The organism is Micromonospora sp. ATA51 (assembly GCF_016802855.1).
GTDB lineage: Bacteria > Actinomycetota > Actinomycetes > Mycobacteriales > Micromonosporaceae > Micromonospora > Micromonospora sicca.
This window is the reverse complement of sequence record NZ_JAEVHJ010000097.1, coordinates 1-21,279: the sequence shown is the minus strand read 5'-3', so window position 1 is coordinate 21,279 and position 21,279 is coordinate 1. Positions and strand designations below refer to the sequence as shown.

Annotated in this window: 16 protein-coding genes and 1 pseudogene; 6 read left to right on the top strand and 11 right to left on the bottom strand. The window is 71.0% G+C overall.

Annotation, left to right across the window (positions count from 1 at the left end; translation table 11 throughout):
* Positions 1-131: 131 nt before the first annotated feature.
* The 7 genes and pseudogenes from JNW87_RS17020 to JNW87_RS16990 form a co-directional block, all read right to left on the bottom strand.
* A pseudogene (locus tag JNW87_RS17020) lies at positions 132-1,621 on the bottom strand (CoA-acylating methylmalonate-semialdehyde dehydrogenase).
* Positions 1,618-2,913: an aspartate aminotransferase family protein gene (locus tag JNW87_RS17015; RefSeq protein ID WP_109804158.1), complete on the bottom strand. Its 1,296-nt coding sequence runs from the start codon at positions 2,911-2,913 to the stop codon at positions 1,618-1,620. Before JNW87_RS17015 ends, JNW87_RS17020 begins: the two are co-directional and overlap by 4 nt.
* A 545-nt stretch (positions 2,914-3,458) precedes the next feature.
* Positions 3,459-4,472, bottom strand: a complete 1,014-nt coding sequence (locus tag JNW87_RS17010; protein ID WP_109804159.1) for a UDP-N-acetylmuramate dehydrogenase — start codon at positions 4,470-4,472, stop codon at positions 3,459-3,461.
* Between the two features lie 73 nt (positions 4,473-4,545).
* A complete protein-coding gene (locus JNW87_RS17005) occupies positions 4,546-6,000 on the bottom strand; it encodes a protein phosphatase 2C domain-containing protein (protein WP_238454027.1) in 1,455 nt (484 codons plus the stop codon).
* A 7-nt stretch (positions 6,001-6,007) separates the two neighbouring features.
* Complete coding sequence (locus JNW87_RS17000) at positions 6,008-7,219, bottom strand: hypothetical protein (RefSeq protein ID WP_146231211.1); 1,212 nt, start codon at positions 7,217-7,219, stop codon at positions 6,008-6,010.
* 15 nt (positions 7,220-7,234) lie between these two features.
* Positions 7,235-7,741 carry a hypothetical protein gene (locus JNW87_RS16995; RefSeq protein ID WP_109804163.1) on the bottom strand — a complete coding sequence of 169 codons (507 nt, stop codon included), beginning with the start codon at positions 7,739-7,741 and terminating at the stop codon, positions 7,235-7,237.
* Between the two features lie 6 nt (positions 7,742-7,747).
* A complete protein-coding gene (locus JNW87_RS16990) occupies positions 7,748-7,936 on the bottom strand; it encodes a hypothetical protein (protein ID WP_146231212.1) in 189 nt (62 codons plus the stop codon).
* Between the two features lie 215 nt (positions 7,937-8,151).
* On the opposite strand from JNW87_RS16990, the gene JNW87_RS16985 reads away from it, so the two are divergent.
* The 3 genes from JNW87_RS16985 to JNW87_RS16975 all read left to right on the top strand — a co-directional run bounded on the left by JNW87_RS16985 (position 8,152) and on the right by JNW87_RS16975 (position 12,735).
* On the top strand, positions 8,152-9,051 hold the full coding sequence (locus JNW87_RS16985; protein WP_109804164.1) for a MoxR family ATPase: 900 nt from the start codon (positions 8,152-8,154) through the stop codon (positions 9,049-9,051).
* Positions 9,051-10,166, top strand: a complete 1,116-nt coding sequence (locus JNW87_RS16980) for a VWA domain-containing protein (protein ID WP_109804165.1) — start codon at positions 9,051-9,053, stop codon at positions 10,164-10,166. Before JNW87_RS16985 ends, JNW87_RS16980 begins: the two co-directional genes overlap by 1 nt.
* 199 nt (positions 10,167-10,365) lie before the next feature.
* Positions 10,366-12,735, top strand: a complete 2,370-nt coding sequence (locus tag JNW87_RS16975; RefSeq protein ID WP_161557957.1) for a CHAT domain-containing protein — start codon at positions 10,366-10,368, stop codon at positions 12,733-12,735.
* Here JNW87_RS16975 and JNW87_RS16970 read toward each other — a convergent pair.
* Both JNW87_RS16970 and JNW87_RS16965 read right to left on the bottom strand, forming a co-directional pair.
* Entirely contained in the window at positions 12,715-14,100 is a 1,386-nt protein-coding gene (locus tag JNW87_RS16970) for a hypothetical protein (RefSeq protein WP_146231213.1), read from the bottom strand. The genes JNW87_RS16975 and JNW87_RS16970 overlap by 21 nt on opposite strands.
* Positions 14,101-14,105: 5 nt before the next feature.
* Entirely contained in the window at positions 14,106-15,473 is a 1,368-nt protein-coding gene (locus tag JNW87_RS16965) for a hypothetical protein (protein WP_161557958.1), read from the bottom strand.
* A gap of 658 nt (positions 15,474-16,131) precedes the next feature.
* On the opposite strand from JNW87_RS16965, the gene JNW87_RS16960 reads away from it, so the two are divergent.
* The gene (locus tag JNW87_RS16960; protein ID WP_236648359.1) at positions 16,132-17,145 is read left to right on the top strand and encodes a hypothetical protein; all 1,014 of its coding nucleotides are present in this window, start codon (positions 16,132-16,134) and stop codon (positions 17,143-17,145) included.
* Entirely contained in the window at positions 17,142-18,128 is a 987-nt protein-coding gene (locus tag JNW87_RS16955; RefSeq protein ID WP_109804169.1) for a hypothetical protein, read from the top strand. The genes JNW87_RS16960 and JNW87_RS16955 overlap by 4 nt, the downstream gene beginning before the upstream one ends.
* On the opposite strand, the gene murD is transcribed toward JNW87_RS16955, so the two are convergent.
* Positions 18,089-19,474 (bottom strand): UDP-N-acetylmuramoyl-L-alanine--D-glutamate ligase, encoded by a 1,386-nt coding sequence (murD, locus tag JNW87_RS16950; RefSeq protein ID WP_109804170.1) that lies wholly within the window; start codon positions 19,472-19,474, stop codon positions 18,089-18,091. The genes JNW87_RS16955 and murD overlap by 40 nt on opposite strands.
* Before the next feature lie 48 nt (positions 19,475-19,522).
* Between murD and JNW87_RS16945 the strand changes: the two genes are divergently transcribed.
* On the top strand, positions 19,523-20,872 hold the full coding sequence (locus JNW87_RS16945; RefSeq protein ID WP_109804171.1) for a hypothetical protein: 1,350 nt from the start codon (positions 19,523-19,525) through the stop codon (positions 20,870-20,872).
* Positions 20,873-20,943: 71 nt separating this feature from the next.
* Here JNW87_RS16945 and JNW87_RS16940 read toward each other — a convergent pair.
* Positions 20,944-21,279 (bottom strand): helix-turn-helix domain-containing protein (locus JNW87_RS16940; RefSeq protein ID WP_238454026.1); only part of this gene is annotated, 336 nt, incomplete at its 5' end.

The window sequence follows — 21,279 nt, the reverse complement described above, 5'->3', positions numbered from 1 at the left end:
TCGCCGGGTACGCGGGCGTGGTCGCCGGGTTGCTGCTGAACAGCCTGACCCGCAAGGCCGCCCCGGAGCCGCTGGGCTGCCCGCCCCGGCGCTGGTGGCGTACCTGGCCGGGGCGGGGCTGCTGCGGCTGCTCAGGTCTGGGTGGGGAAGCCGAGGTTGACCCCGCCGTGACGCGGGTCGAGCCAGCGGCTGGTGACCACCTTGCCCCGGGTGAAGAAGGCGACCCCGTCGGCCCCGTGCGCGTGCAGGTCGCCGAAGAGCGAGGCCTTCCACCCGCCGAAGGAGTAGTACGCCATCGGCACCGGGATCGGCACGTTGATCCCGACCATGCCGACCTCCACCTCGTGCTGGTAACGCCGGGCGGCGCCACCGTCGTTGGTGAAGATCGCCGTGCCGTTGCCGTACGGGTTGGCGTTGACCAGGTCGACCGCCTCGTCGTACGAGCCGACCCGGACCACGCTGAGCACCGGGCCGAAGATCTCGTCGGTGTAGATCGACATCTGCGGGGTGACGTGGTCGAAGAGGGTCGGGCCCAGCCAGAAGCCCTCGGCCTCGCCGTCCGGGGTGACGTCCCGGCCGTCGGCCACCGGCACCGCGCCGGCTGCGATCCCGGACTCCACGTAGGAGCGGACCTTCGCCGCGTGCGCGGCGGTGACCAGCGGGCCCATGTCGCAGCCGCGCCGGCCGTCCCCGGTGCGCAGGCCGGCCATCCGCTCGGCGATCTTCGCGACCAGCGCGTCGGCGACCGGCTCCACCGCGACCAGCGCGGAGATCGCCATGCACCGCTCCCCCGCCGAGCCAAACCCGGCGTTGACCGCCGCGTCGGCGGCCAGGTCCAGGTCGCGTCGGGGAGCACCACCATGTGGTTCTTCGCGCCGCCGAGCGCCTGCACCCGCTTGCCGGCCAGCGAACCGCGCTGGTGCACGTACCGGGCGACCGGGGTGGAGCCGACGAACGAGACGGCCTTCACGCCGGGGTGGTCCAGCAGCGCGTCGACCGCCTCCTTGTCGCCGTTGACCACGTTCAGCACGCCGTCGGGCAGGCCCGCCTCGGCGAACCACTCGGCCAGCAGCAGCGCCGCGCTGGGGTCCTTCTCGCTCGGCTTGAGCACCACCGCGTTGCCGCAGGCGACCGCCACCGGCACGAACCACAGCGGCACCATCACCGGGAAGTTGAACGGGGAGATCACCGCGACCACCCCGAGCGGCTGCCGCAGGCTGTACGAGTCGACCTCGGTGGAGACGTTCTCGCTGAAGCCGCCGCGCAGCGCCGAGGGGATGCCGCAGGCGTACTCGATCACCTCCAGGCCGCGCTGCACCTCGCCGGCGGCGTCCGCGAGCACCTTGCCGTGCTCGGCGGTGACCACCTGGGCGAGCCGGTCGCGCCGGGCGTTGACCAGATCCCGGAACGCGAACAGCACCGCCGTCCGCTTGGCCAGGGAGGCGTCCCGCCAGGCCCGCGCGGCCCGCTCGGCCGCCTCCACCGCGCGCGCGACGTCCGCGGCGCAGGCCAGCTCCACCTGACCGGTACGCCGGCCGGTGGCCGGGTCGAAGACGTCGGCCCGCCGCTCCGAACTGCCGGCGACCCGCTTGCCGTCGACGAAGTGCCCGATGGTGCTCACGCTCCGGCCTCCGCCGACGAGCGGATCGCGTCGACCAGGATGGCCAGGCCCTCGCGGGCCTCCTCCTCGGTGAGGGTGAGCGGCGGGCCCATCCGTAACACGTTGCCGTACAGGCCGCCCTTGCCGGCGAGCAGGCCACCGGCCCTGCACGCCTCGAAGACCCGGACGGTCATCGCCGGGTCGGGCTCGGTCGTGCCCGGGCGGACGAACTCGACGCCGAGCATCAGCCCCTTGCCGCGTACCTCGGCGACGCAGTCGAGGCCGCCCACCGCGGACCGCAGGCCGTCGGCGAGGATCGCGCCGACGCGGGCCGCGTTGGCCTGGAGATCGTGGTCGAGCAGGTAGTCGAGGACGGCGTTGCCGGCGGCCGTGGAGATCGGGTTGCCGCCGAAGGTGGAGAAGCTGATCGCCGGCACCGACTCCAGCACGTCGGCCCGGCCGACCACCCCGGCGAGGGCGAAGCCGTTGCCGATGCCCTTGGCGAAGGTGAGCAGGTCCGGGGTGACGCCGTGCGCCTGGTAGCCCCAGAAGTGCTCGCCGGTGCGGCCCCAGCCGGTCTGCACCTCGTCGGAGACGAACAGGATGCCGGACTCGTCAAGCACCTTCTTCCAGGCGGCGAAGAGACCGTCCGGCGGGTGCACGAAGCCGCCGACGCCCTGGATCGGCTCGGCGATCAGGCAGGCCACGTCGCCGGCGGTCTGGGTGGCGAGCACCTCGCGCAGGTCCTCCACCGCCGCGTCGACCTGCTCGCCGGGGCCGAGCCGGGCGAGCAGGCCGCGGACCCGCTCGCCGGAGTGCAGCCAGGCCACCTGGAGCGGGTTGAGCGCACTGGCCGACCAGCTCCGGTTGCCGGTGACGCCCATCGCCGCGTACGACCGGCCGTGGTAGCTGTTGCGCACGGCGAGGATCTGGTGCGAGCGGCGGTAGTTGGTGGCGACCAGCAGCGCCGCCTCGTTGGCCTCGGTGCCGGAGTTGGTGAAGAACACCCGGGCGTCGGGGATGCCGGAGACCCGGGCGACCTTCTCGGCCAGCTCGACCTGCTGCCGGATCAGGTAGAGCGTGGAGCTGTGCACGATGCCGGTGGCGAGCTGCCGCTGCACCGCCTCCCGGATCTCCGGGATGTCGTAACCGACCATGTTGGTCAGCACCCCGCCGAAGAAGTCCAGGTAGCTGCGTCCCTGCGCGTCGGTCACCCGGCGTCCGGAGCCGGAGACCAACTCGATCGGCTCGTCGTAGTAGAGCGGCATCCAGGACGGGAGCACGGCCCGGTGCCGGGCCAGCAGATCGGTCATCGTCGCACCCTTCGGCGGCTGTTCGGTCCCCGCACGCTCTCACCAGCCGGCGGCAGGGACAACTGTCACTGTGTAGCGCAGCGAGGGCGCCCGCCTGACAGCGCGTCAACCGCGGCGCTGCGGTTTCCGAAGCAGAGCATGATGGGCGCTCACCGTTCCGCCCGCTCGACCCGCCCGTCACCCACTCGATCCGCAGCATCGGGGGCAAGAGCGACCGCCTGGTGGCCCCGGAGACGTCGCTGCCGGCCATGATCTGGCTCGGCCAGAAGGTGCCGGGCAGCCGCCAGCCGGCGCTCCGGGGGTACGCCTCCGCACGGCTGACCGGCCGCACGCGGTGACCGCCGAGGTCGGAACTCGTAGCCGGCCGAGAGCGCCCAGATCCGGCCGGTCCCGGTGAGCCGGACGACCAGCCGCTCCGGGTCCACGCCCACCAGCACGGTCGTGATTAACGACCTGGTCGCGGTCCCGCCCGCCGCCCAGGGTCGACAAACCGTGTCCTGCCCTGGTCCGGCGGGCGGAGTGAGCGCCTCGGCGATCAGGCGCAGTCAGAACGAACAGTTGACGAGATCGCATTCGGGGCCGAGTCGGATACCGAAGCGCGCTTCGACGCCGTCTCGGATGTGTGCGGCGAACTTCATGACGTCCGACGCGGTGGCGCCGCCTCGATTGGTCACGGCGAGCGCGTGACGGCTGGACAGCGCCACCGTCCCGTTCCCCCACTCGTGACCGTAGCCACGGGGGAACCCGGCATGCTCGATCAGCCACGCTGCCGGCAACTTCGTTCCCTTGACGTCGAAGTACCGGGGGCACTCGGCGGCACGCGCCGGCACCTCGGCGAGGACCGGATTGATGAAGAACGACCCGACACTCCAGGTGTCGTGATTCTCCGGGTCGAGGACCATGGCCCTGCTGCGGCGCAGGGCGAGAACGGCCTCCCGTACGTCGGCGGGGGCCGCGGTGCCGCCGACCGCGATTCCCAGCTTGCGGGCAAGCTCCACGTACTCGATCGGCCGCGACTGGTTGCTCCGGCGCAGGCGGAACGTCACCTGCACCACCACCCAGCGGTCGCTGTGCTTGAAAACCGACTGCCGATGGCTGCCGAAGCCGCAGCGCTCGGGGGTCCACCGCTCCAGGAGACCGGTGTGCCGGTCGTACACGGAGAGCGATTCGAGCACGTCAGAGGTCACGGTGCCGAAGGCGCCGACGTTCTGTACGGGCGTACCGCCCACCAGGCCGGGGATGCCGGACAGGGCCTCCAGGCCGGACAGGCCCTCGTGGACGCTGGCCTTCACGACGTCGTCCCACTCCACGCCAGCAGCCGCGGTAACCAGCTCGCCGTCGATGTGAAACTCGGCGGAGGCCATCTTGATGACCGTGCCGTGCCAGCCGATGTCGCCCACCACCAGGTTCGATCCGCCGCCCATCACCAGCAGTTGATCACCGTCACTGGTGGTCTCGTGCAGAAGCTCGATCACCTGCGAGGTGGTCTCCGGGACGTAGAGGCGGCCTACCGGCCCGCCAACCCGCATGGTGGTGAGGTCAGCAAACGTGATGGTCACGGTGCCCAGCCTACTAATCGGCGCGGAGCAACTCCCAGTTCCTCGCCGCGAACCGGCGGGGCGTCGCTCAGGGCTACGACGACCGGACCTGACGAACGGCCGTCTCGACGGCACGGTCACAGATGGATCGCCAGTCCTCCGGAGGGGTCCGCCGCATCCTGAGGCCCGCCAGGATGGTCACCGGCCACGACGCGAAGTCGTCCGGCTGTCTCCCGTTGACCTCGAGGAACAGATCCAGGTCATACTCGTCCGAGGTCTGCTCGAGGTATTCCTGCACCACGGCGAGGAGGGCGTTGGCGAGCGCCAGTGCCGCGACCTCCCCGCCGACGGTTACGCCCGTTTCCGTCATTATCCGGTCTTGCAGCATGGTCGCGTCGACGGCCGCCTGCCGAAACAGATCGTCGGTGGACGCCGGACTGCTTACTTTCTCGATCACCGCGTGGCACATCCCGTCGAACCAGGCCGTCCACGCCGCCGCGCGTGACCACATCCGGAACCGATGAATGGCGGGACGCTGTTTCGGGGCGGGTCGGGCTTGTGGTGATGGTCTTTCGTGCAGAGGCTGACCCGCCGGTATTGAAGCGTCGCGGGCTCTTCCATGCAACCGCACTGTCGCAATCCTGTCAACGAACTCGCCAGTCCCCCAGACTGTCGGCGATTTCCCCATTGGCGACCGTCTCGCCCCGTTCGACGGTCCCGGGGGCGACCAGTGGAACTGGGCGGAACACCACGATATCGCTCCCGCACCCACGGCACCGACCATTCCCGCCTCAGCTCCTGAGCACCGCGAGGGTCGCGTCGTCGTGCCGCTTGACCCGGCCGCGGCGGACCGCACCAGCAGCTCCGGACGGTCCACCTCGTACGCCCGGACCGCGTCGATGGCGGCCCGCGGACCGCCCCGCTCAACCAGCCGGAACACGTCCGTCCAGTCGAGCGGGAAGATCTCGGTGAGCCGGGAGATCCCGTCGGTGCACAGCAGCAGCCGGCGCAGCCCCTGGCGGGACAGCGTGCCCGTCACCGCCTCGGCCGCCGCGGCCGGATCGGTTGACGCCACCCAGAACCCACCTGGCCGGTTGCGCAGCCCGGCGACCGTGTGCCGGTCGTAGGCCGGGAGCGTGTCGGTGCGGTTGTCGTGTACGGCGACGATCCCGTCTCCGTCCTCGAACACCACGGACGAGTCGCACAGCACCAGATAGTCCACCTGGTCGCCGCGTTCACGCACCATCGCGACGGTGGTGGACGGACTGTTCGGATCCGTCAGGTCGCAGCTGCCTTTGTGGAGTCCGCGCATCCGGTCGATGGCTGTCGCCAGGATCTGGTTGAGAGCGGCCGCCTGATCCGCCGACAACGCCTCGACCAGGCAGGAGGCTAGCGCCCGGACCAGCCACGCCGGATTGTGCACACAGCCGGTGTCCAGGTCGGGTGGTTGGGTGACCCCGTCGAGGACGATCGCAAAGCCGGCCGAGACGACGACGTGGTCTTCGTTGGGCCGGTCGGAGCCGGGCTCGGTGGCGAACGCGAAGTCCATGCCGTGGTCAGCCGTCCACGCCGACGTCGAGGAGGAGCCCGGCCGCGTCGACGAGCAGCCGCCGCGCGGACCGCACCGCCGACAGCGTCTCCTGCAGCAGGTTTTCCGCCGCCCGCGGGTTCGTCGCCCAGTCGGTGCCCACGCCGACCGTGTCGACCTCCAGGTTGTGCGGCAGGTAGAGCCGCCGCATTCCGTCGAAGGTCTGGAAGGGGACAAAGACCTGGCTGGTCACCACGAGGACATGCTGTCCCGGCCGCGGGTCGCCGCACCAGGCCCACAACCGCATCGTGTCGGCCGTGTCGGGTCGGTAGGGCGGGCGGCCGGTGCTCGCGGACAGCGCCGAGCCGAGGACGTGCCCCCCGCCGTCGACGAGGTCGACCCGGCGATCGTGCGTGTACGCGGCCGGAGTGTCGGCGGCCCCGGCCGCTCCCGCGCAGCGCCATCGGGGACACCGGACCTCCGCCGACGGGCAGCCGCACAGGTACATCACCACGGCCGGCGACGCGCCGAAGGCGGCCCGGGCGGCGCCGACCATGAGGTCGAACTCGTCGGCGGCGTTGGGGGCGAAGTGCCGCACCGCAAGCCGTTCCGGTCGCGGCGGACCGTTCGCCAGCCGGCGCGGGCTGCCCAGGAAGCTGATCTCGCCGAGACCGACGCCGGACGCCCGGAGCTCCGCCGCGTGACGGGCCCGGATCAGCGGCGAGGTGAACCCACCGCCGAGGACGAGGGTGTGGTCGTAGCGGCGCTGTCGCGGCCGCCGGGGGCTCACCAGTCCCAGTTCGTCGGCCAGGTCGAGAACGCGGGCCCGCACGTCGGGGGCCAGGTCACCCGCAACCGCTTGCCAGCGCTCCCGGTACGTGCCGCCACCAGACATGCGGAAGTTGAAGTGGGCGGATGCGACACGCTCGACGGCCAGTGCGCGGCGCAGCAACCAGGTCTGGCCGGCGGACAGGCCGTTCCGGGTCGCCGGCGCACCGCGCAGGACCGGCACCAACCATCCCGGCAACGCTTCGTCGACGTCGAGCTGACGACCGACGGCCGACGCACTGTCCGCCCAGGAGGCCGGGTCGTCGACGCCGGGCCGTACGCCGAGGACGCCCAGCAGCTCCCTCATGACCTCGCCGGAGAGCCATGTCTCCACGGCGCGAAACGCCAGCGACGCCCGCTCGGCGACCGCCCCCACCTCGGGCGGCGGCGCGGTCATCGCCGAATTGCTCATTCCTGGCACCGGGCGTCAGGCGCCCGTGGAGTGGTAGAGCATGAGGTACACGACCAGCCCGAGCGCCAGCAGCGCCACGAGCTGCGCGACCAGCCCGCACAGGACCCAACGGCCCTTCCAGCTGTTGGCCCGCCGGAGGGAGTTCACGGTCCGGACCTGCATGTAGCCGACATTGTTCCGGGCGCGCACCTCGTCGTCCCGGTCCCACCGTTCGTCGAGGAGCTTGTTGAGGGTGGGCACGTCCGCCACCGAGTACGGGCGGTTCCAGCCGGCCAGGATCCCCGCGGCGGCGGCCATCGAGAATGCGCCGAGGGCGACCACGAGCGCCGGCAGTGCGTCCCGCGGGAAGGTGTACGTGGTGCCCACCCGGAAGAACGCGACGACGGCGGCGAGCAACGAGACAAGACTCGCGGATGTCGTCACGAGCAACGCGCCCCGGGAGTCGAAGTGGACCCGTCGGTCCCGCTCGGCCTTGAGCTCGGCCTCGATGAACGCGGTGTAGGCCTTGCCCTGGTCACTCACGGGTGATCAATCTTCATCCGGACCGTCCCCGCGCTGCGGCTCCTCGTCCATCCATCCCCGCTCTGCCGGCGTCGGCGGCGGATCGAGCAGACCCCTGGTGTGCTGGGCCGGCACCACCGACTCCGGGGCGGGCGGCCCGTCGGTCGTGGACGCTTCGTCGTGGGGCGCGTCGGGCTGGGCACCGGCAACTGTCACCGGGGGCACCTCCGGACATCCGTGGCTTCGGGAACGTACGGGTGAGCGAGCCTACCCAGGTGGACGCATAACATGTGTCGCAACGACGACAGCCGATCGGCTGGCTTTCGACACCCCTCACTGCTAGAGCCAATTGCCGCGGTGTCCGCTCGGAGGGACCATCGATCCGAATGGCCGAGAGAATCGGATCTGCGCCCCGGTCTAACGTACCGGCAATGGGGACGCCACGCTTCACGCAGCCCGCCGATCTCGTGACAGCCCTCGATCAGGCCGATTACCTTGCCGATCTGGGTATAGGAACAGCCCTCTTCCTGGCCATCCAGCTTCGCCGACCGCTGTTTCTCGAGGGCACCCCCGGCGTGGGGAAGACCTCGCTCGCCCGGGCGATGGCGACAGTGCTCGACGCGGAACTGATCCGCTTGCAGTGCTTCGAGGGGATAGACGCCTCGCAGGCGCTGTACGAATGGGACTTCGCCCGCCAGATCCTGCACGTGCGCATGGCGGGAGAGTCGGCCGATCGGGCGGAGCTGGAACGATCGCTCTACGATCGGCGGTTCCTGCTCGCCCGACCAATCCTGCGTGCGCTCGAGGCGCCCCGTGCCGTGCTGCTCATCGACGAGATCGACCGTGCCGATGACGAGTTCGAGGCCTTCCTCCTCGAGGTCCTGGAAGAGGCCACGATCAGCATTCCGGAGTACGGAACGGTGCGCGCCGCGGGAGATCCACTGGTGGTCCTGACCTCGAACCGGACCCGGGAGGTCCACGACGCACTCAAGCGACGATGCATCTACCACTGGATCGACCTGCCGGATGCCGATCTGGAGGTCAAGATCGTGTGCCGAGCCAATCGGCACATTCCCGACCAGCTGGCCCGCGACGTGGTCACCACGGTGCGGGAGCTCCGCCGCTGTGGACTGGTCAAGCCGCCCGGGATCGCCGAATCCATCGACCTGGCGGCGGCGGCCCACCGGCTCGGGGCGGCCACGTTGGACCTGCCGACCACGGAGGCGGCGCTGGGCACGGTGGTCAAGCACCAGGACGACCGGGCACAGGTCAGGAGCAGGATCCTTCCCCGCATCTTCGGTTCCATCCCCCGCGCCCGCACCGCCGAGTGATGAACCCGGCGCTGGCCACCGAGGTGGGCCTGTTTGCGCGAGCGGTGCGCGAAGCCGGGATCACGATCGAGCCGGCCCGGGTGGCCGCCGCAGTCGCCGCGCTCTCCGTGCTGAGCCCACCCGGCGTCTGCGAGGTCTACTGGGCCACCAGACTGACGTTCTGCTCCCGCCATGCCGACCTGGTGGTCTTCAACGCGGCTTTCGCACGGTGGTTCGGCGCGGCGCCACCCGGGCCGGACGAGGAGGACGGGGTCGGGTCCACCCAGGTCGGGCTTCCGGTCGCCGTCGAGGACGGGAGCCGGGCGGCAGCCGGTGAGGGAGCCGTCGCACGGGCGGCCGACGGGACCGAGCGAATCTCGGACCGGTCCGCACGGACCTTCGGCCCGGAGGAGGCGGCGGAGATCGACGCGCTCGTCGCGCTGCTGGCGGCCGGCACCGGTCTGCGTCGCTCACGGCGACGGGTCTCCGCGCGGCGCAGGGTCCTCGACCCCCGCCGTACTGCGCTGTCGACGCTTCGCGGCGGCGGTGACCTGACCCGGCTGTGCTATCGCAGGCCCGACCGCAGACCGCGGCGCCTGGTGCTGCTGCTCGACGTCAGCGGATCGATGGAGCGTCACGTCGAGCCACTTCTGCGCCTCGCGTACGCGGCGGTCACCGTGGCACCCGCCACGACCGAAGTGTTCGCCCTCGGCACGCGTCTGACGAGGATCACGCCCGCGTTGCGACACCGCGACCCGGCCGTGGCCATGCGGGCGGTGGACGTGTTGATCATCGACCGGGCCGGTGGCACCCGTCTGGGCCAGACCCTGCGTCAGTTCCTCGGCACCTGGGGTGGCCGGCGGGCGGCCCGGGCCGCCGTCACCGTCATCGCCTCGGACGGCTGGGTCACGGACGCGGACGTACTGGGCGAGCAGATGCGGCGCCTGTCGCGGATCGCCCATCGCGTGTTCTGGATCGAACCGAACGGCGGCGGGGACGCCGTGGTCCAATTCGTACCCGGGCTTCGGGCCAGCCGCGAATTCGTCGATCATTTCGTCGACGGCCACGAAGCCGACGCCGTGCGCAGACTGGTCCACCTGTTGGTAAGTCGACGAGGCGCATGCCGGCCCGTTTAGGATCGTCGATTCCGACCGGACGAAACAATGTCAGACCCAATCGACGTCTGTCGCGCCCACCGGCGGCGTGGGTATGGTGCCGAAGTCGGTACCGCATCACACAGCGCCGTCAACTCGACGATTGCCCCACGTCCCAGATCGGCATGACGATGACTTCCCTCTCGACGCCACCCGCTGCCTGTCCTCCGACGATGCCGATATGACCGCCGAGCCCGAAGCGACTATCGAGGCCGTTTCCCCGGCGACCCGACGGGCGCTGGCCCGCGACGATCTGGTGCAGGTTGCCCGCGATGCCGACGAGGCGGTCGGCATCGTCCGGCAGAACGACGCCAAGGGCCGGACCGTCCACAACGAGCGCGGGCTCTTCTCGCTCGCCCTCGAGCGCCACCTCGAAGGCGCCCGGGACCTCGACGGACAGGCCGACCAGTGGGCCAGCAGGAGCACTTTCCTCGCCAACGCCGGCGCGATCGCGCTCTTCTCCGAGCTCGTTGAGAACACCCTCGACCTACCGGTCGAAGACCGCCCGGATCCGGTCGACCTGTACGACCGCGCCAACCAGGAAGTCGCCCGGACGGCCGACCTGCCGGACAACGACCCGGATCGGGACCTCTTCCTCGGCCGGACACACACCCACGGGAAGATCCGCAGTCTGCGGATGGCCGGACGCCTACGGGAGGCCATCGGGCTCGCCACCCGCGATCCCGGCTACTTCCACGGCGCCGGCGCCAACAACTATCGCGGCCACTTCGAGTACGAGTTGGGCGCCGGCCTCATCCTCGCCGGCCTCGCCGGCCAGGTCGAGCCCGGGCTGCGCGAGTCGGACGAGTTCTGGTCGTCCGGGCCCGGGGCACCATGGCCGACCGGTCACCGGTCGGAACTCATCCGGGGCATCGCCGCGCGGGAGGCGGGCGACGCAGAGGAGGCGGAGCGATGGCTCCGCCGGGCCAGCAGACGACTCGCCGAGCACCGTGCCACCGCCCGTCGTGACGACGAGCAGCCCGCCTCGGCGGACGCCGGAGATGTGCCGGAGTTGCTGGTGACGCTCACGCTCGCCGAGCAGTTGGTGCTGGGCGAGCCGGACGCGGCCGCGATCGACGAGGCGATCGAGCTGGGCCGGACGGCTCTCACGATCGCGGAGCGCACCCGCAGCCGCTGGCGGGTGATCTCCCGATCGCGCAGCCCGCTCGCCACCGCGTTCCAGCGCATCTACGGCGACATCGCGCTGCTCGCCTCGACGCTGCCCGGCCGCCGGGCGGCCGAACTCGGGCTCGCCGTGTCGCTGTCGGCGAAACAGACCGGCTTCGCCAGCCTCATGCGAGCCGACCGATCGCTGATGTCCCCCACGATGAGCGGCGTCATCGACGACATCGTCGCCTTCGAGGAGCAGCTCCACAATCCGGAGGCCAGCGCCCGGGAATGCGTCAGCACCGCGGAGGATCTGGTGCGACGACGGGGCGAGCTGGAGAACCTCGTCTCACCGCTGCTCGCCAGTACCGTGCTGCCCAAGCCGGCCGATCTCACCGAGGTGGTCCGCCTCGTCGGGGACCGCCACGCGTTGGACTTCGTCGCGCTGCCCGACACGTTGACCCGCCGGACCAACTGGTTCCGCTCGTTGATCCGGCCCGACGGAGACCTCACCTTCGAGCGGTTCACCCCTGGCGCGCCCTTCGCGGCGTTCTTCCATGGGCGTGGCCAGACGCGCCCGTGGATCGGCCAGCTCGCGCACGCCACCGAGTGGGACGGACCCGACTGGCACGGACTGGCGTGCGAACTGCTCCCGACGGCCCTGCTCGACCGGTTGCGCGACGCGACCCGCCGCGCGCCCGTGGAGCTGCTCATCTCGCCGCATTCGCTGCTCAGCATGCTGCCGTGGCCCGCGCTAACGATCGACGAAGACGGTGCGCGGCTCGTTGAACGTGCCACGATCACGCAGGTTCCGGTGCTCACCTGTCTGTCCGGGGACCAGCCGGGCCCGGTCGAGGGCCCCGCCCTCGTCCGGCTCGTCTCGCAGCCCGAAGACAGTATCGACGTCACGCAGGAGCGCGATGCCTGGGGATTGCCCGACCGCGGCGCCCAGCCGGTGCCACTGACCCGTTGTCACGTCGACCCGAGCACGCAGCCGGCCACGATGGAACGCCCGCTCATCGCGGTCCTGTCCGAAAAGGAGGCGCCATGGCGCTTCCTCCACATCGCCGCGCACGGTGGCGGAAACGGCCTCGGACAGTTCCTGCTCCTTCCGGAGCGGCTGACCGCCGCTCGGGCCCTCGGCCTGCGCTGGCCCCGCTCGGTGTTGATGGCCTCCTGTCAGGTCGGCCGGCTACCAAACCCGGCGGACGCGGAGCCGTTCGGCTTCGTCATGGCCGCGTTCGCGGGTGGCAGCCGGTGTGTGGTCGCCGGAATCGACCGGGTGCCCGACAAATGGTCCGGCTGGATCGCCTCGCGCATCGTCGGGCTGGTGCTACCGGGGGGCCTACGCCTCGACCAGGCCCTGCGGCAGGCACAGATCGAGGCGCTCGACCGCGGGGCCGGCGAGCACCGATGGGCGCTTCTAAACGCCTTCGGTCGGTAGCCCGGGCGGAGTCTCTGCGAGAATCCGCCGGACGCGCTCCGCCCGGCCCGGCTCGCCCGCGTACCGGTCCAGGTCGAGCCAGCGCAGTCGCCACTCGCGGTAGCCACCTGGCGCGCCAAACTCAGCCCGACACGCCTCGACCGACTGGATGAAGCTGGGCTTCGTGGCGCTGCCGATGACGTTCGCGTCCCCGCGTCGCGTGCCGTGGACCTGCTCGGCCAGCCACCGCGACAGCTCCTCGACGGTCTCGTCGTCAAGTCGCTCGCGGGCCACGCACGGGGCGAACGACTGGTTGGAGGGCAGCACATGCCCCGGCACCAACAGGCCCAGGTGCAGCCGGAGCTGGACGAGCGAACGGGCGTGCGCCGGCAGCAGGGGCACCGGCTCGCCGTCCGGGTCGTGGACAGGCTTCTCGATGAACCGGTAGGCGTTCTCGAAGCGGGCCACCAGTTCCCAGCGAACCTCCCGCCACGTCCGCAGGTCGAACAGCGAGGGCCGCCGGAGCCGCTCCATCTCGGCGGACATCGACAGCAGCAGCAGGATCGCGCGCGCCGTCATGATGCCCGGGTTCCGGAAGCTCGTCACCTGGGCCAGTCGGTGCTCGTCCACGGTGTGCACGAGTCCGTGCTCCTCCGCGATGTTCGAGGCGAGGTCGAGGGTCTCGCGGCCGAACATCGCTCCGTCGGTCAGCTCACGGAACATCCGCTGGGTCCACCGCGCGTTGTCCGCTTCCTCGTCGCTCCAGTCGTCCCCCTTCCACTCACTCGTTTCGACGCCCTCCGCCCAGCGGCCGATGACCCGCTCCGCGGTGCGGCAGGCTGTGCCGGTCTCGGCGAGCGTCAACTGCAGGAATGTCTCGTCCAGCGACAGGATGTGGCCGTCGAATCCCGTGCCGGTGAGGTCCACCCGGTACGACCCGTACCTCTTGCGGGCATCCTGGTGCGCCGCCCAGGCGTCGTCGTACCCGCGCGTGGTGTCCCGCTTCGACGCGGCGAGGGCCTGCGCCCTGATCGCACCGAGCGCCCTGGGGGCGAAGTGCGGCCACGGCAGGGTCCGCGCGGCGTTCGCGATGCGCACGACCGCCTCGAACGCCGCCCGGCTTGCCGCACGGCGGTCGTCGGTGAACGACTCGAACGCCGCCTGCACGTTCTCGACCTCGATGTACGACGCCTCGTAGATGATCCAGCCCATCAGTGGAAGCCGGGACAGCAGCTCCGGCACGGGCACCGCCGGGCGAGGCTCGGCCAGGAAGGCCCGGTATTCCGCGATGTCCTTCTCGATGCCGCTCATGAGCTCCTCATCCACCGCGCGGCGCCGCTGGCGTAGCTCCCGCGCCAGCTCGAGCAGCTCGTCCTGACTCATCATCGGCATCACCTCTCGGGATATCGGGCCGAGGTGTCCAGCACCTCGCCCACCACGTCGAACCAATCGGAGGTGCGAAGTTCCGGGTACACATCGGCGGGCTCGGCACGAACCGTGAGGTCGTACCGGCCCGGTGGGAGTCCGGTCAGGGCCGCGGACCAGACACCGTCGCCGTAGGCCAGAGATCCGCGTCTGTAGGTCGTGTCACCGGTCACCTCGTACGCCAACGTCATCCCGGCCGGTCGGGACCCCAACGGGTCGAGCTCCGCCCTCAGCGCCACCGGCTCACCGGCCAGGTAGGCGTCGTCAAGATCGAGCCCGATCATCGGGACGCGACCGGCCCGATGCTGCTCCTCGGCGCGGTGCCGCTCCTCGGCGCAGTGCGCAAGGCGGATCAGATGGGCGAAAGCGGAGAGGGGCTCCCGCTCGACGACCAGGCAGGTGTGGCCGGCCGGTAGGTAGTCGCGCCGGACGAAGCTCTCTCCGTCGATCGGCAGGGCGGAGTACGCCGGGACGGTGCCGTCCCCCTTGCTGCCCCAGCCCTTCCCGAGCCAGGGGACCGGGTCCTTGTGTGCCCGCAGGGTCGCGCCGTCCCAGGTCGCGCAGAGCAGTGTCGAGTGTCCGTAGCCGAGGAAGGCACGGTATCCGATGGTGACGAGGCCCTTGTGCATCGACCTCTGGGTCTCCCCGTGCACGGCGTGGGCTTGACGCGCCCCGGGACGAAGCCAGTCGAGCGGCAGGTCGGCCGGGTGCAGCCGTTCCGACGAGCGCTCGTCCTCAATCGACGGGCACTGTGGCAGCAGCTCGTACATCGACGGCCATCGGCGGAGCTCGTCACGGAGCTCCGGCAGGGCGCCCGTCCACCAGTCCGCGCCGTTGACGAGATGGTGAAGCGCCTTCACCGAGCCGAGGTGGGGGGTGCCCAGCGTCATCACGGCCTGCACCGGCGAGGTCTGCCGCGCCAGCCAGTGCCGCACGACCAGGCCGCCGGTCGAGTGGGCCACGATGATCAGTTGGTCGTACCGGCCGCTCAGACCGAGGAGATCGAGACGCGTCTTGATCAGATGGCCGAGCTCGTCCGCCGAATCCGCCATGCTCCGCCGGAAGTCGTACGGAAACCCGACCACCCGGGCGTCGGCCCGCCGACTGCCGGGGGCACCGTGGTCGACCGGTCCTCCGACGATCGTCCCCATCCGATCGAGCAGCTCCCGGTAGCCGTGGATCCTGGCGAAGCCGGGGAACAACATCCGGCCGCTGACCAGTCCGACTGGACGTACCGGGTGGTCGACGTCCAGTCGGCGCGGATTCCGCAACAGCGCCTCGCCATTCCCGTCGCCGGTGCCCCAGAGCACCCGTCCCGACTGCGACTCCAGCACACTGCCACCAATTCCTGGAACGACGATCACTAGCGGAACAGGTTTGTCGGATGGACGACTCATACCTCGAACCTCAATGGGCGGAAAGGGGCGCGCAGACGATCCGGGCATTGGGCTTGGACGATTGACATGATGGTAGTGAGCCCGCCGACAGGGATCATCCCCTGAAGAGACAACCCCAGCGAATGATCATCAGATCACAGTGGACACGAGGCCGGCGATCGGCGGTCGCATGAAGGTCCACGGCCAGCGGCCGCCCCGCGACGACTGACTCCACCCGAGAGGACCGACTGTTTTCCTCGACAGGAAATGGCCTCTACTCGAAGCGGGTGCACCATAATCGGTCGGAGGATCGCCCACCGCAGCGCAGGTGTTATCCCGCGTCGCCCGCCGCAAGAGAATCGAGAGCTTTCGTGCCCGCCACCTCAGGCCGACAGGTACGAACGGAGATACGCCGGAGGCGATGACGGTCCCGCCGGGACAACGGGTCGACCGGACGATGCCGGTTCTCCCCCGCCCGGAGCACGGTGGCAGGCGACCGCCGGGCGGGCCTTCCGTGGCCGTCGGACATCGGAGCGCCGCCTGTCGATCGGCCCGCGACGGACCTAGTATCGGCACCACGCCGTCGCGTCGCACCGCGGCCGCAGAAGGGAGAGTCGTGGTCGCCTACGAGTCGGTACCACTGCCGAGCTGCGGGTCGCGCCCGTCCCGGCAGGAGATCGCGGCGGACGTGCACCGGTGGGTCGTCTCCCCGCCGATGCGCGATCTGGTCGACGCGTTCGGCGGCACGCTGCCGGCGACCGCTGGCGAGGCGGCCACCGCGTCCCTTCTCGCCTGGCTCGACGACTTCTCCGACGGCTGCTGGAACTTCAGGAAGGGAGCGGAACGGCCCGACGCCCGTGAGCCCGACCTGGATGCCGCGGAGCGGGCCCTGGTGCTCGCCGCTGCGGAAGCGCTCGGGCTGGTCCGCGCCACGACGCCGCGGCATGACTCTTACACCCACCTGATCGTGCTCGGCGGCCTGGCCCGGGCCTGCCTGCAGCGGAACTCCTATGCCGCGGCACTGCTCGCCAGCGGTCGCGTCGGGCGACCCGAGGTGGCCGCGTTGGGCAGCGGTCGGGAGCTCACCAAACTGGAACACGAGCTCCTCCGCGACCAGGGCGCACCCGGATGTCGGAACGAGATGGACGTCATGGACGTCGGCGTACGGCGCTACCTGGGCTTCCGTGATCCGGTGGCCGAGGAGGCCCACCTCGACCCGGACAATACGAACCTGTCCTCATGCATTCGCACCTACCAGCGGGACGGCGGGCCGACCGTGCGGGTGCTCGCGGCCCCGTCGAGTGACCCGGAAAGGCGACGCGCCAACACCGCCGACACCCAGCGGTACTGGGCCGAGCAGGTGACCCTGACGCCGAACGACCGGGTGCTGGTGGTCACGTCGGCCATCTACGTACCGTTCCAGCACGCGGACGCGCTCCGTACGCTGGGCGTCCCCTTCGACGTCGATGTGGACACCGTCGGGGTCGAGGCCGACTGGTCCCACGAGCCGTCCCTGCACCAGCCCGTGACTCCGGGGAAGTACCTCCAGGAGATCCGCTCCGGCATCCGCTCGATGCGATCGCTCCTCGCCGCGGTGGAAGTGACGACCCCCGCGTCGGCCCCGGTATGACGGACTTCCCCGCCGTCGGCCTGCCGTGCTGTCCGCCCGGCGGAGATCCGTCGGAGCTCGTCCGTGCCATCGAGGAGTGGACCAGCGCGGCGGCGCTCCAGGAACTGGTCAGGGCGTTCGGCGGGGCCTCACCACCCCTGGAGGTGGCTGACCGGCTCGAGTGGCTCGACATGTTCTCGGCGCGGTACTGGGACTTCCGCAACGGTCGGGAGCGGTACGAATCGAAGAAGGTGAAGTACGGCGGGTACATCAATGACCTGGTCAGCCGGGCCGGTGACTCGCTCGGCCTCAGCGGCCGCAACCGGCCGGCGCACGACCGGTACCGGCACGTCCTCGTCGCTGGCGGTGGGGTACGCACCTGCGCCGCCCGGTCGGCCTTCGCTGCCGAGCTGGTCGCCGGTGGGCTGGACACCGAGGAGGTCGCCGGGCTTGGCAGTCTGCGGCCCGTTTCTGACCGGGAACTGGACCATGCGCGGAGCCTGGGCCTGACAGGCATCGGGACGGAGTTCGACGCCATGGACGCCGGCCTGCGGCGGGCGTTCCACCTCGGCCGCCCGGCCGACGACCAGTTGGCCCCCGGAGCGGGCTCCGGAGGGTGGCGTATTCGCACCTACCGGTCATCGACCCGGACGACCCACACGTTGGCGGCGCCCTCCACGGAGCCGGCGACCCGGCGCGCGAATACCGCTGACACGTTGCGCTTCTGGGCGGAGCAGGTGAGCCGGCCCGAGCCCACCGACCTGGTCCTGGTGATCACCACGGATCTGCACGTGCCCTTCCAGCATTGCGACGCGGTGCGGACCCTCACCCTGCAGTACGGCTGCGGCGTCGAGACCGTCGGGCTGGAGCCGACGGCGCTCGCCGACCCCCTGCTCCGGCACGCCTACCTGCCGTCGGACGTGCTGCAGGAGCTACGGTCGGCGATCCGGTCGATGCGAGCCCTTCACACTGCGTTGCTGGCGCTCCGTATGGTGCCGGGCTGACCGATCGCCGTCTCCGCGATAGCCTCGCGGAAGGCCTCCGACCGGTGCTCGAAGTTGCGGTACCGGCCGTAACTGGGCGCGGCCGGCGAGAGGAGCACCACCCCGTCGGACGGGGTGAGCCGACGCGCCTGCCGAACGGCAGCGGTCAGATCCTCGACGACCTCGCTCCGCACCCCGGGCAGTCCGGCGAGCGCCGCCACGATCCGCGCCCCGCTGTCCGGAATACCGATGACGGTGATCTCCCGCTCGGCCAGGTGGTCGCGAAGCGGGGTGTAGTCCACCCCCCGGTCGTTGCCGCCCACGATCACCGTGAGCGGCCGCCCCTCGTACGCGTCGATGGCGTGCATGGCGGCGTACGGGCTGGTGGCCAGAGTGTCGTCGACGAAGACCAGCCCGGACGGGTCCGGGATCTCGGTGAGCCGGTGGGCGAGTCCCTGGAATTCGGCGACCGCGACGGCCAGGGTGTCCTTGCGCTCCACCACGTCTACAGCGAGCGTCTCCAGCACGGCGAGGGCGACGCAGAGGTTGCCCTCGTTGTGCCGGCCCACCAGCGGCAGCACCGCGCGCGGGAAGAGCGGCTGGTCCCGCAGGTGGAACCAGGGGGCGCCGTCCGGGCCGGAGGCGACGTGGGTGCTGTCCGAGCGGCCCGCCCGCACCGCGGCCCGGTCCCCCAGTTCCAGGGCGAGCCGGGGGTCGGCGCCGTTGACCACCACGGCGTGCGGGCCGTGCGCGATGAGGTTGAGCTTGTCCTGGTAGTACTCCCGCTCGCCGCCGTGCGCATCCAGGTGCTCCGGGAAGAGTGCGGTGACCACGGAGACACGCGGCGAGTCGGTCAGGTCGCTGCACTGGTAGCTGGAGAGCTCCAGGACGTACAGCTCCGCCTCGGGCAGCTCCAGCGTCGGCACGCCGATGTTGCCGCCGAACACGTTCGGCCGGCCCGCCGCAGTCAGCAGGTGGCTGATCAGGCTGGATGTGGTGCTCTTGCCCTTGCTGCCGGTGACCCCGACGGTGCGGTCGGCGTGATCGGCCATCCACAGCGCCGTGCCCTGCGTCACGGGAATCGCGCGTCGCCGCAGTTCGAGCATCCAGGGGTGGGTCTGCGGCACTCCGGGAGAGCGAACCACCACGTCGGCGGCGATGAGCCGACTGAGCCCCTCCTCGCCGGTCACCAGCGGGGCGGCCTCCGCCAGCGGGCCTTCCCAGGGCAGGGACAGGAAGTTCGTCCGGTCATCCACGGCAACGAGACTGGCCGGACCGTGCGCGGCGACCGCCCTGGCGGCGGCCATGCCCTCACGGCCGGTACCCCAGACAGCCACAGAGCGTCCGCGCAGGTCAGACAGGTGCACGTGTGATCTCCTCGCTCGCGTCCGGGTCGGCCCGGACTAGTATGACCTGTGCCTAACGGACAGCTCGGGCGGATGGACGCCTTCACCTTCCCGTCCTACTCGATCGACCTCGCCACCGGCGAGGCGTTGTTCGACTACAAGCTCACCGGCCCGCACGGCGAGCAGCGGTTCACCGAGGTGATCACGCTCCCGCTGCCGGCCGAGCCGCCGTCGGACGAGATCGTGGCCACCCTCGGCCGGGTCCTCGAGCTGCTGCACGTGGTCGCCGGGGTCAGCTACTACAAGACCGCCGCGCCGCACCGGCTGGTGCTGCCGGCCCCGCTGGGCGCGGCCGCCGTCGAGCTGGTCACGGCCGTCTACACCAAGGGCCTCGCCGAGTACGCGTACCGCAACCGGCTGCCGCACGTGCTGGAGCTGCGCCCGGAGGTGCCGGCCGGCGAGGTCACCCCACCCCGGGCGTACGACGACTCGGACCGCCGGCCGCTCTCCGCGGTCGGCGGCGGCAAGGACTCCATCGTCAGCCTGGAGGCGCTGCGTCGGGCCGGTTTCGACCCGGTGCCCTTCTCGGTCAACCCGAACCACGTCATCGTCGCGGTCAACCAGGCCTCCGACCTGACCCCGCTGGCCGCCCGGCGCCGGATCGACCCGGTGCTGTTCGACCTCAACGCGGCCGGCGCGCTGAACGGGCACATCCCGGTCACCGCGATCAACTCGCTGATCGCGGTCGCCACCGCCGTGCTGCACGGCCTCGGCCCGGTGGTGATGTCCAACGAGCGCTCCGCCTCCGACCCGAATCTGGTCTGGAACGGCCACGAGATCAACCACCAGTGGTCCAAGGGCGTCGAGGCGGAGGGGCTGCTGCGGGCGGCGCTGGCCGAGCACGCCGGGCTCACCGACCCGTACTTCTCCCTGCTGCGCTCGCTGTCCGAGCTGCACATCGCCCGGCTCTTCGCCGCGATCGAGCGGTACGACGACGTGGTGACCAGCTGCAACGCGGCGTTCAAGCTGCGCGATGCGAGCGAGCGGTGGTGCCGGAACTGCCCGAAGTGCCGGTTCGTCTTCCTGGCCATGGCGGCGTTCATGCCGCGCGAGCGGATCAGCCACATCTTCGGCGGCGACCTGCTGGCCGACGAGGCCCAGATCCCCGGCTACCGGGAGCTGCTCGGCGTGGACGGGCACAAGCCGTTCGAGTGCGTGGGCGAGGTCGAGGAGTCGGTGGTGGCGTTGAGCCTCCTCGCCCAGCAGGAGCAGTGGCGCGCGGCGTCGGTGGTCCGCGCCCTGGTCCAGGCGCTCCCCGGCACCGCCTGGTCGGCCGCCGCCACGTCGAATGTCTTCACCCCCGGCGGCCCGAACTTCGTCCCCACCGCCTACGCCAAGGCCCTGACCGCCCTCACCTGACCCCCTGACCGGGGGCCCGCCCCCGCCCGCCGGACGCGGTCGATCATGAGGTTGTTGACCGGCCTGGTGGGTCAGGGGGTGCGGACGGCGTCCAGGGCGAGCAGGGCGACGTGCAGGGAGAGGCAGGCCTCGACCGAGTCGAGGTCGACGTCGAGGATCCGGCCGATCCGGGCCAGCCGCTCGTAGAACGCCGGCCGGGACAGGTGCGCCGCGGCGGCCGCCGCCGACTTGTTCCGGCCCTGCTCCAGGTACGCCCGCAGGGTGCCCAGCAGTTGCTCCCGGGGATGCCGGGCGTCGTACGCCAGCAGCGCGCCGAGCAGCTGCATGATCGCGGTGAAGGCGAGTGAGGTCAGCGCCAGCAGGCCGAGGGTGGCCGCCCCGTGCACCGGGTCGAGGCCGAGCACCAG

Bases quoted from the DNA above. Each gene is read 5' to 3' on its own strand.
- JNW87_RS17015 (WP_109804158.1), bottom strand. From the start codon at position 2,913: ATGACCGATCTGCTGGCCCGGCACCGGGCCGTGCTCCCGTCCTGGATG.
- JNW87_RS16970 (WP_146231213.1), bottom strand. From the start codon at position 14,100: ATGATGAGTCAGGACGAGCTGCTCGAGCTGGCGCGGGAGCTACGCCAG.
- JNW87_RS16975 (WP_161557957.1), top strand. From the start codon at position 10,366: ATGACCGCCGAGCCCGAAGCGACTATCGAGGCCGTTTCCCCGGCGACC.
- JNW87_RS16985 (WP_109804164.1), top strand. From the start codon at position 8,152: ATGGGGACGCCACGCTTCACGCAGCCCGCCGATCTCGTGACAGCCCTC.
- JNW87_RS17000 (WP_146231211.1), bottom strand. From the start codon at position 7,219: ATGAGCAATTCGGCGATGACCGCGCCGCCGCCCGAGGTGGGGGCGGTC.
- JNW87_RS16955 (WP_109804169.1), top strand. From the start codon at position 17,142: ATGACGGACTTCCCCGCCGTCGGCCTGCCGTGCTGTCCGCCCGGCGGA.
- JNW87_RS16980 (WP_109804165.1), top strand. From the start codon at position 9,051: ATGAACCCGGCGCTGGCCACCGAGGTGGGCCTGTTTGCGCGAGCGGTG.
- JNW87_RS17005 (WP_238454027.1), bottom strand. From the start codon at position 6,000: ATGGACTTCGCGTTCGCCACCGAGCCCGGCTCCGACCGGCCCAACGAA.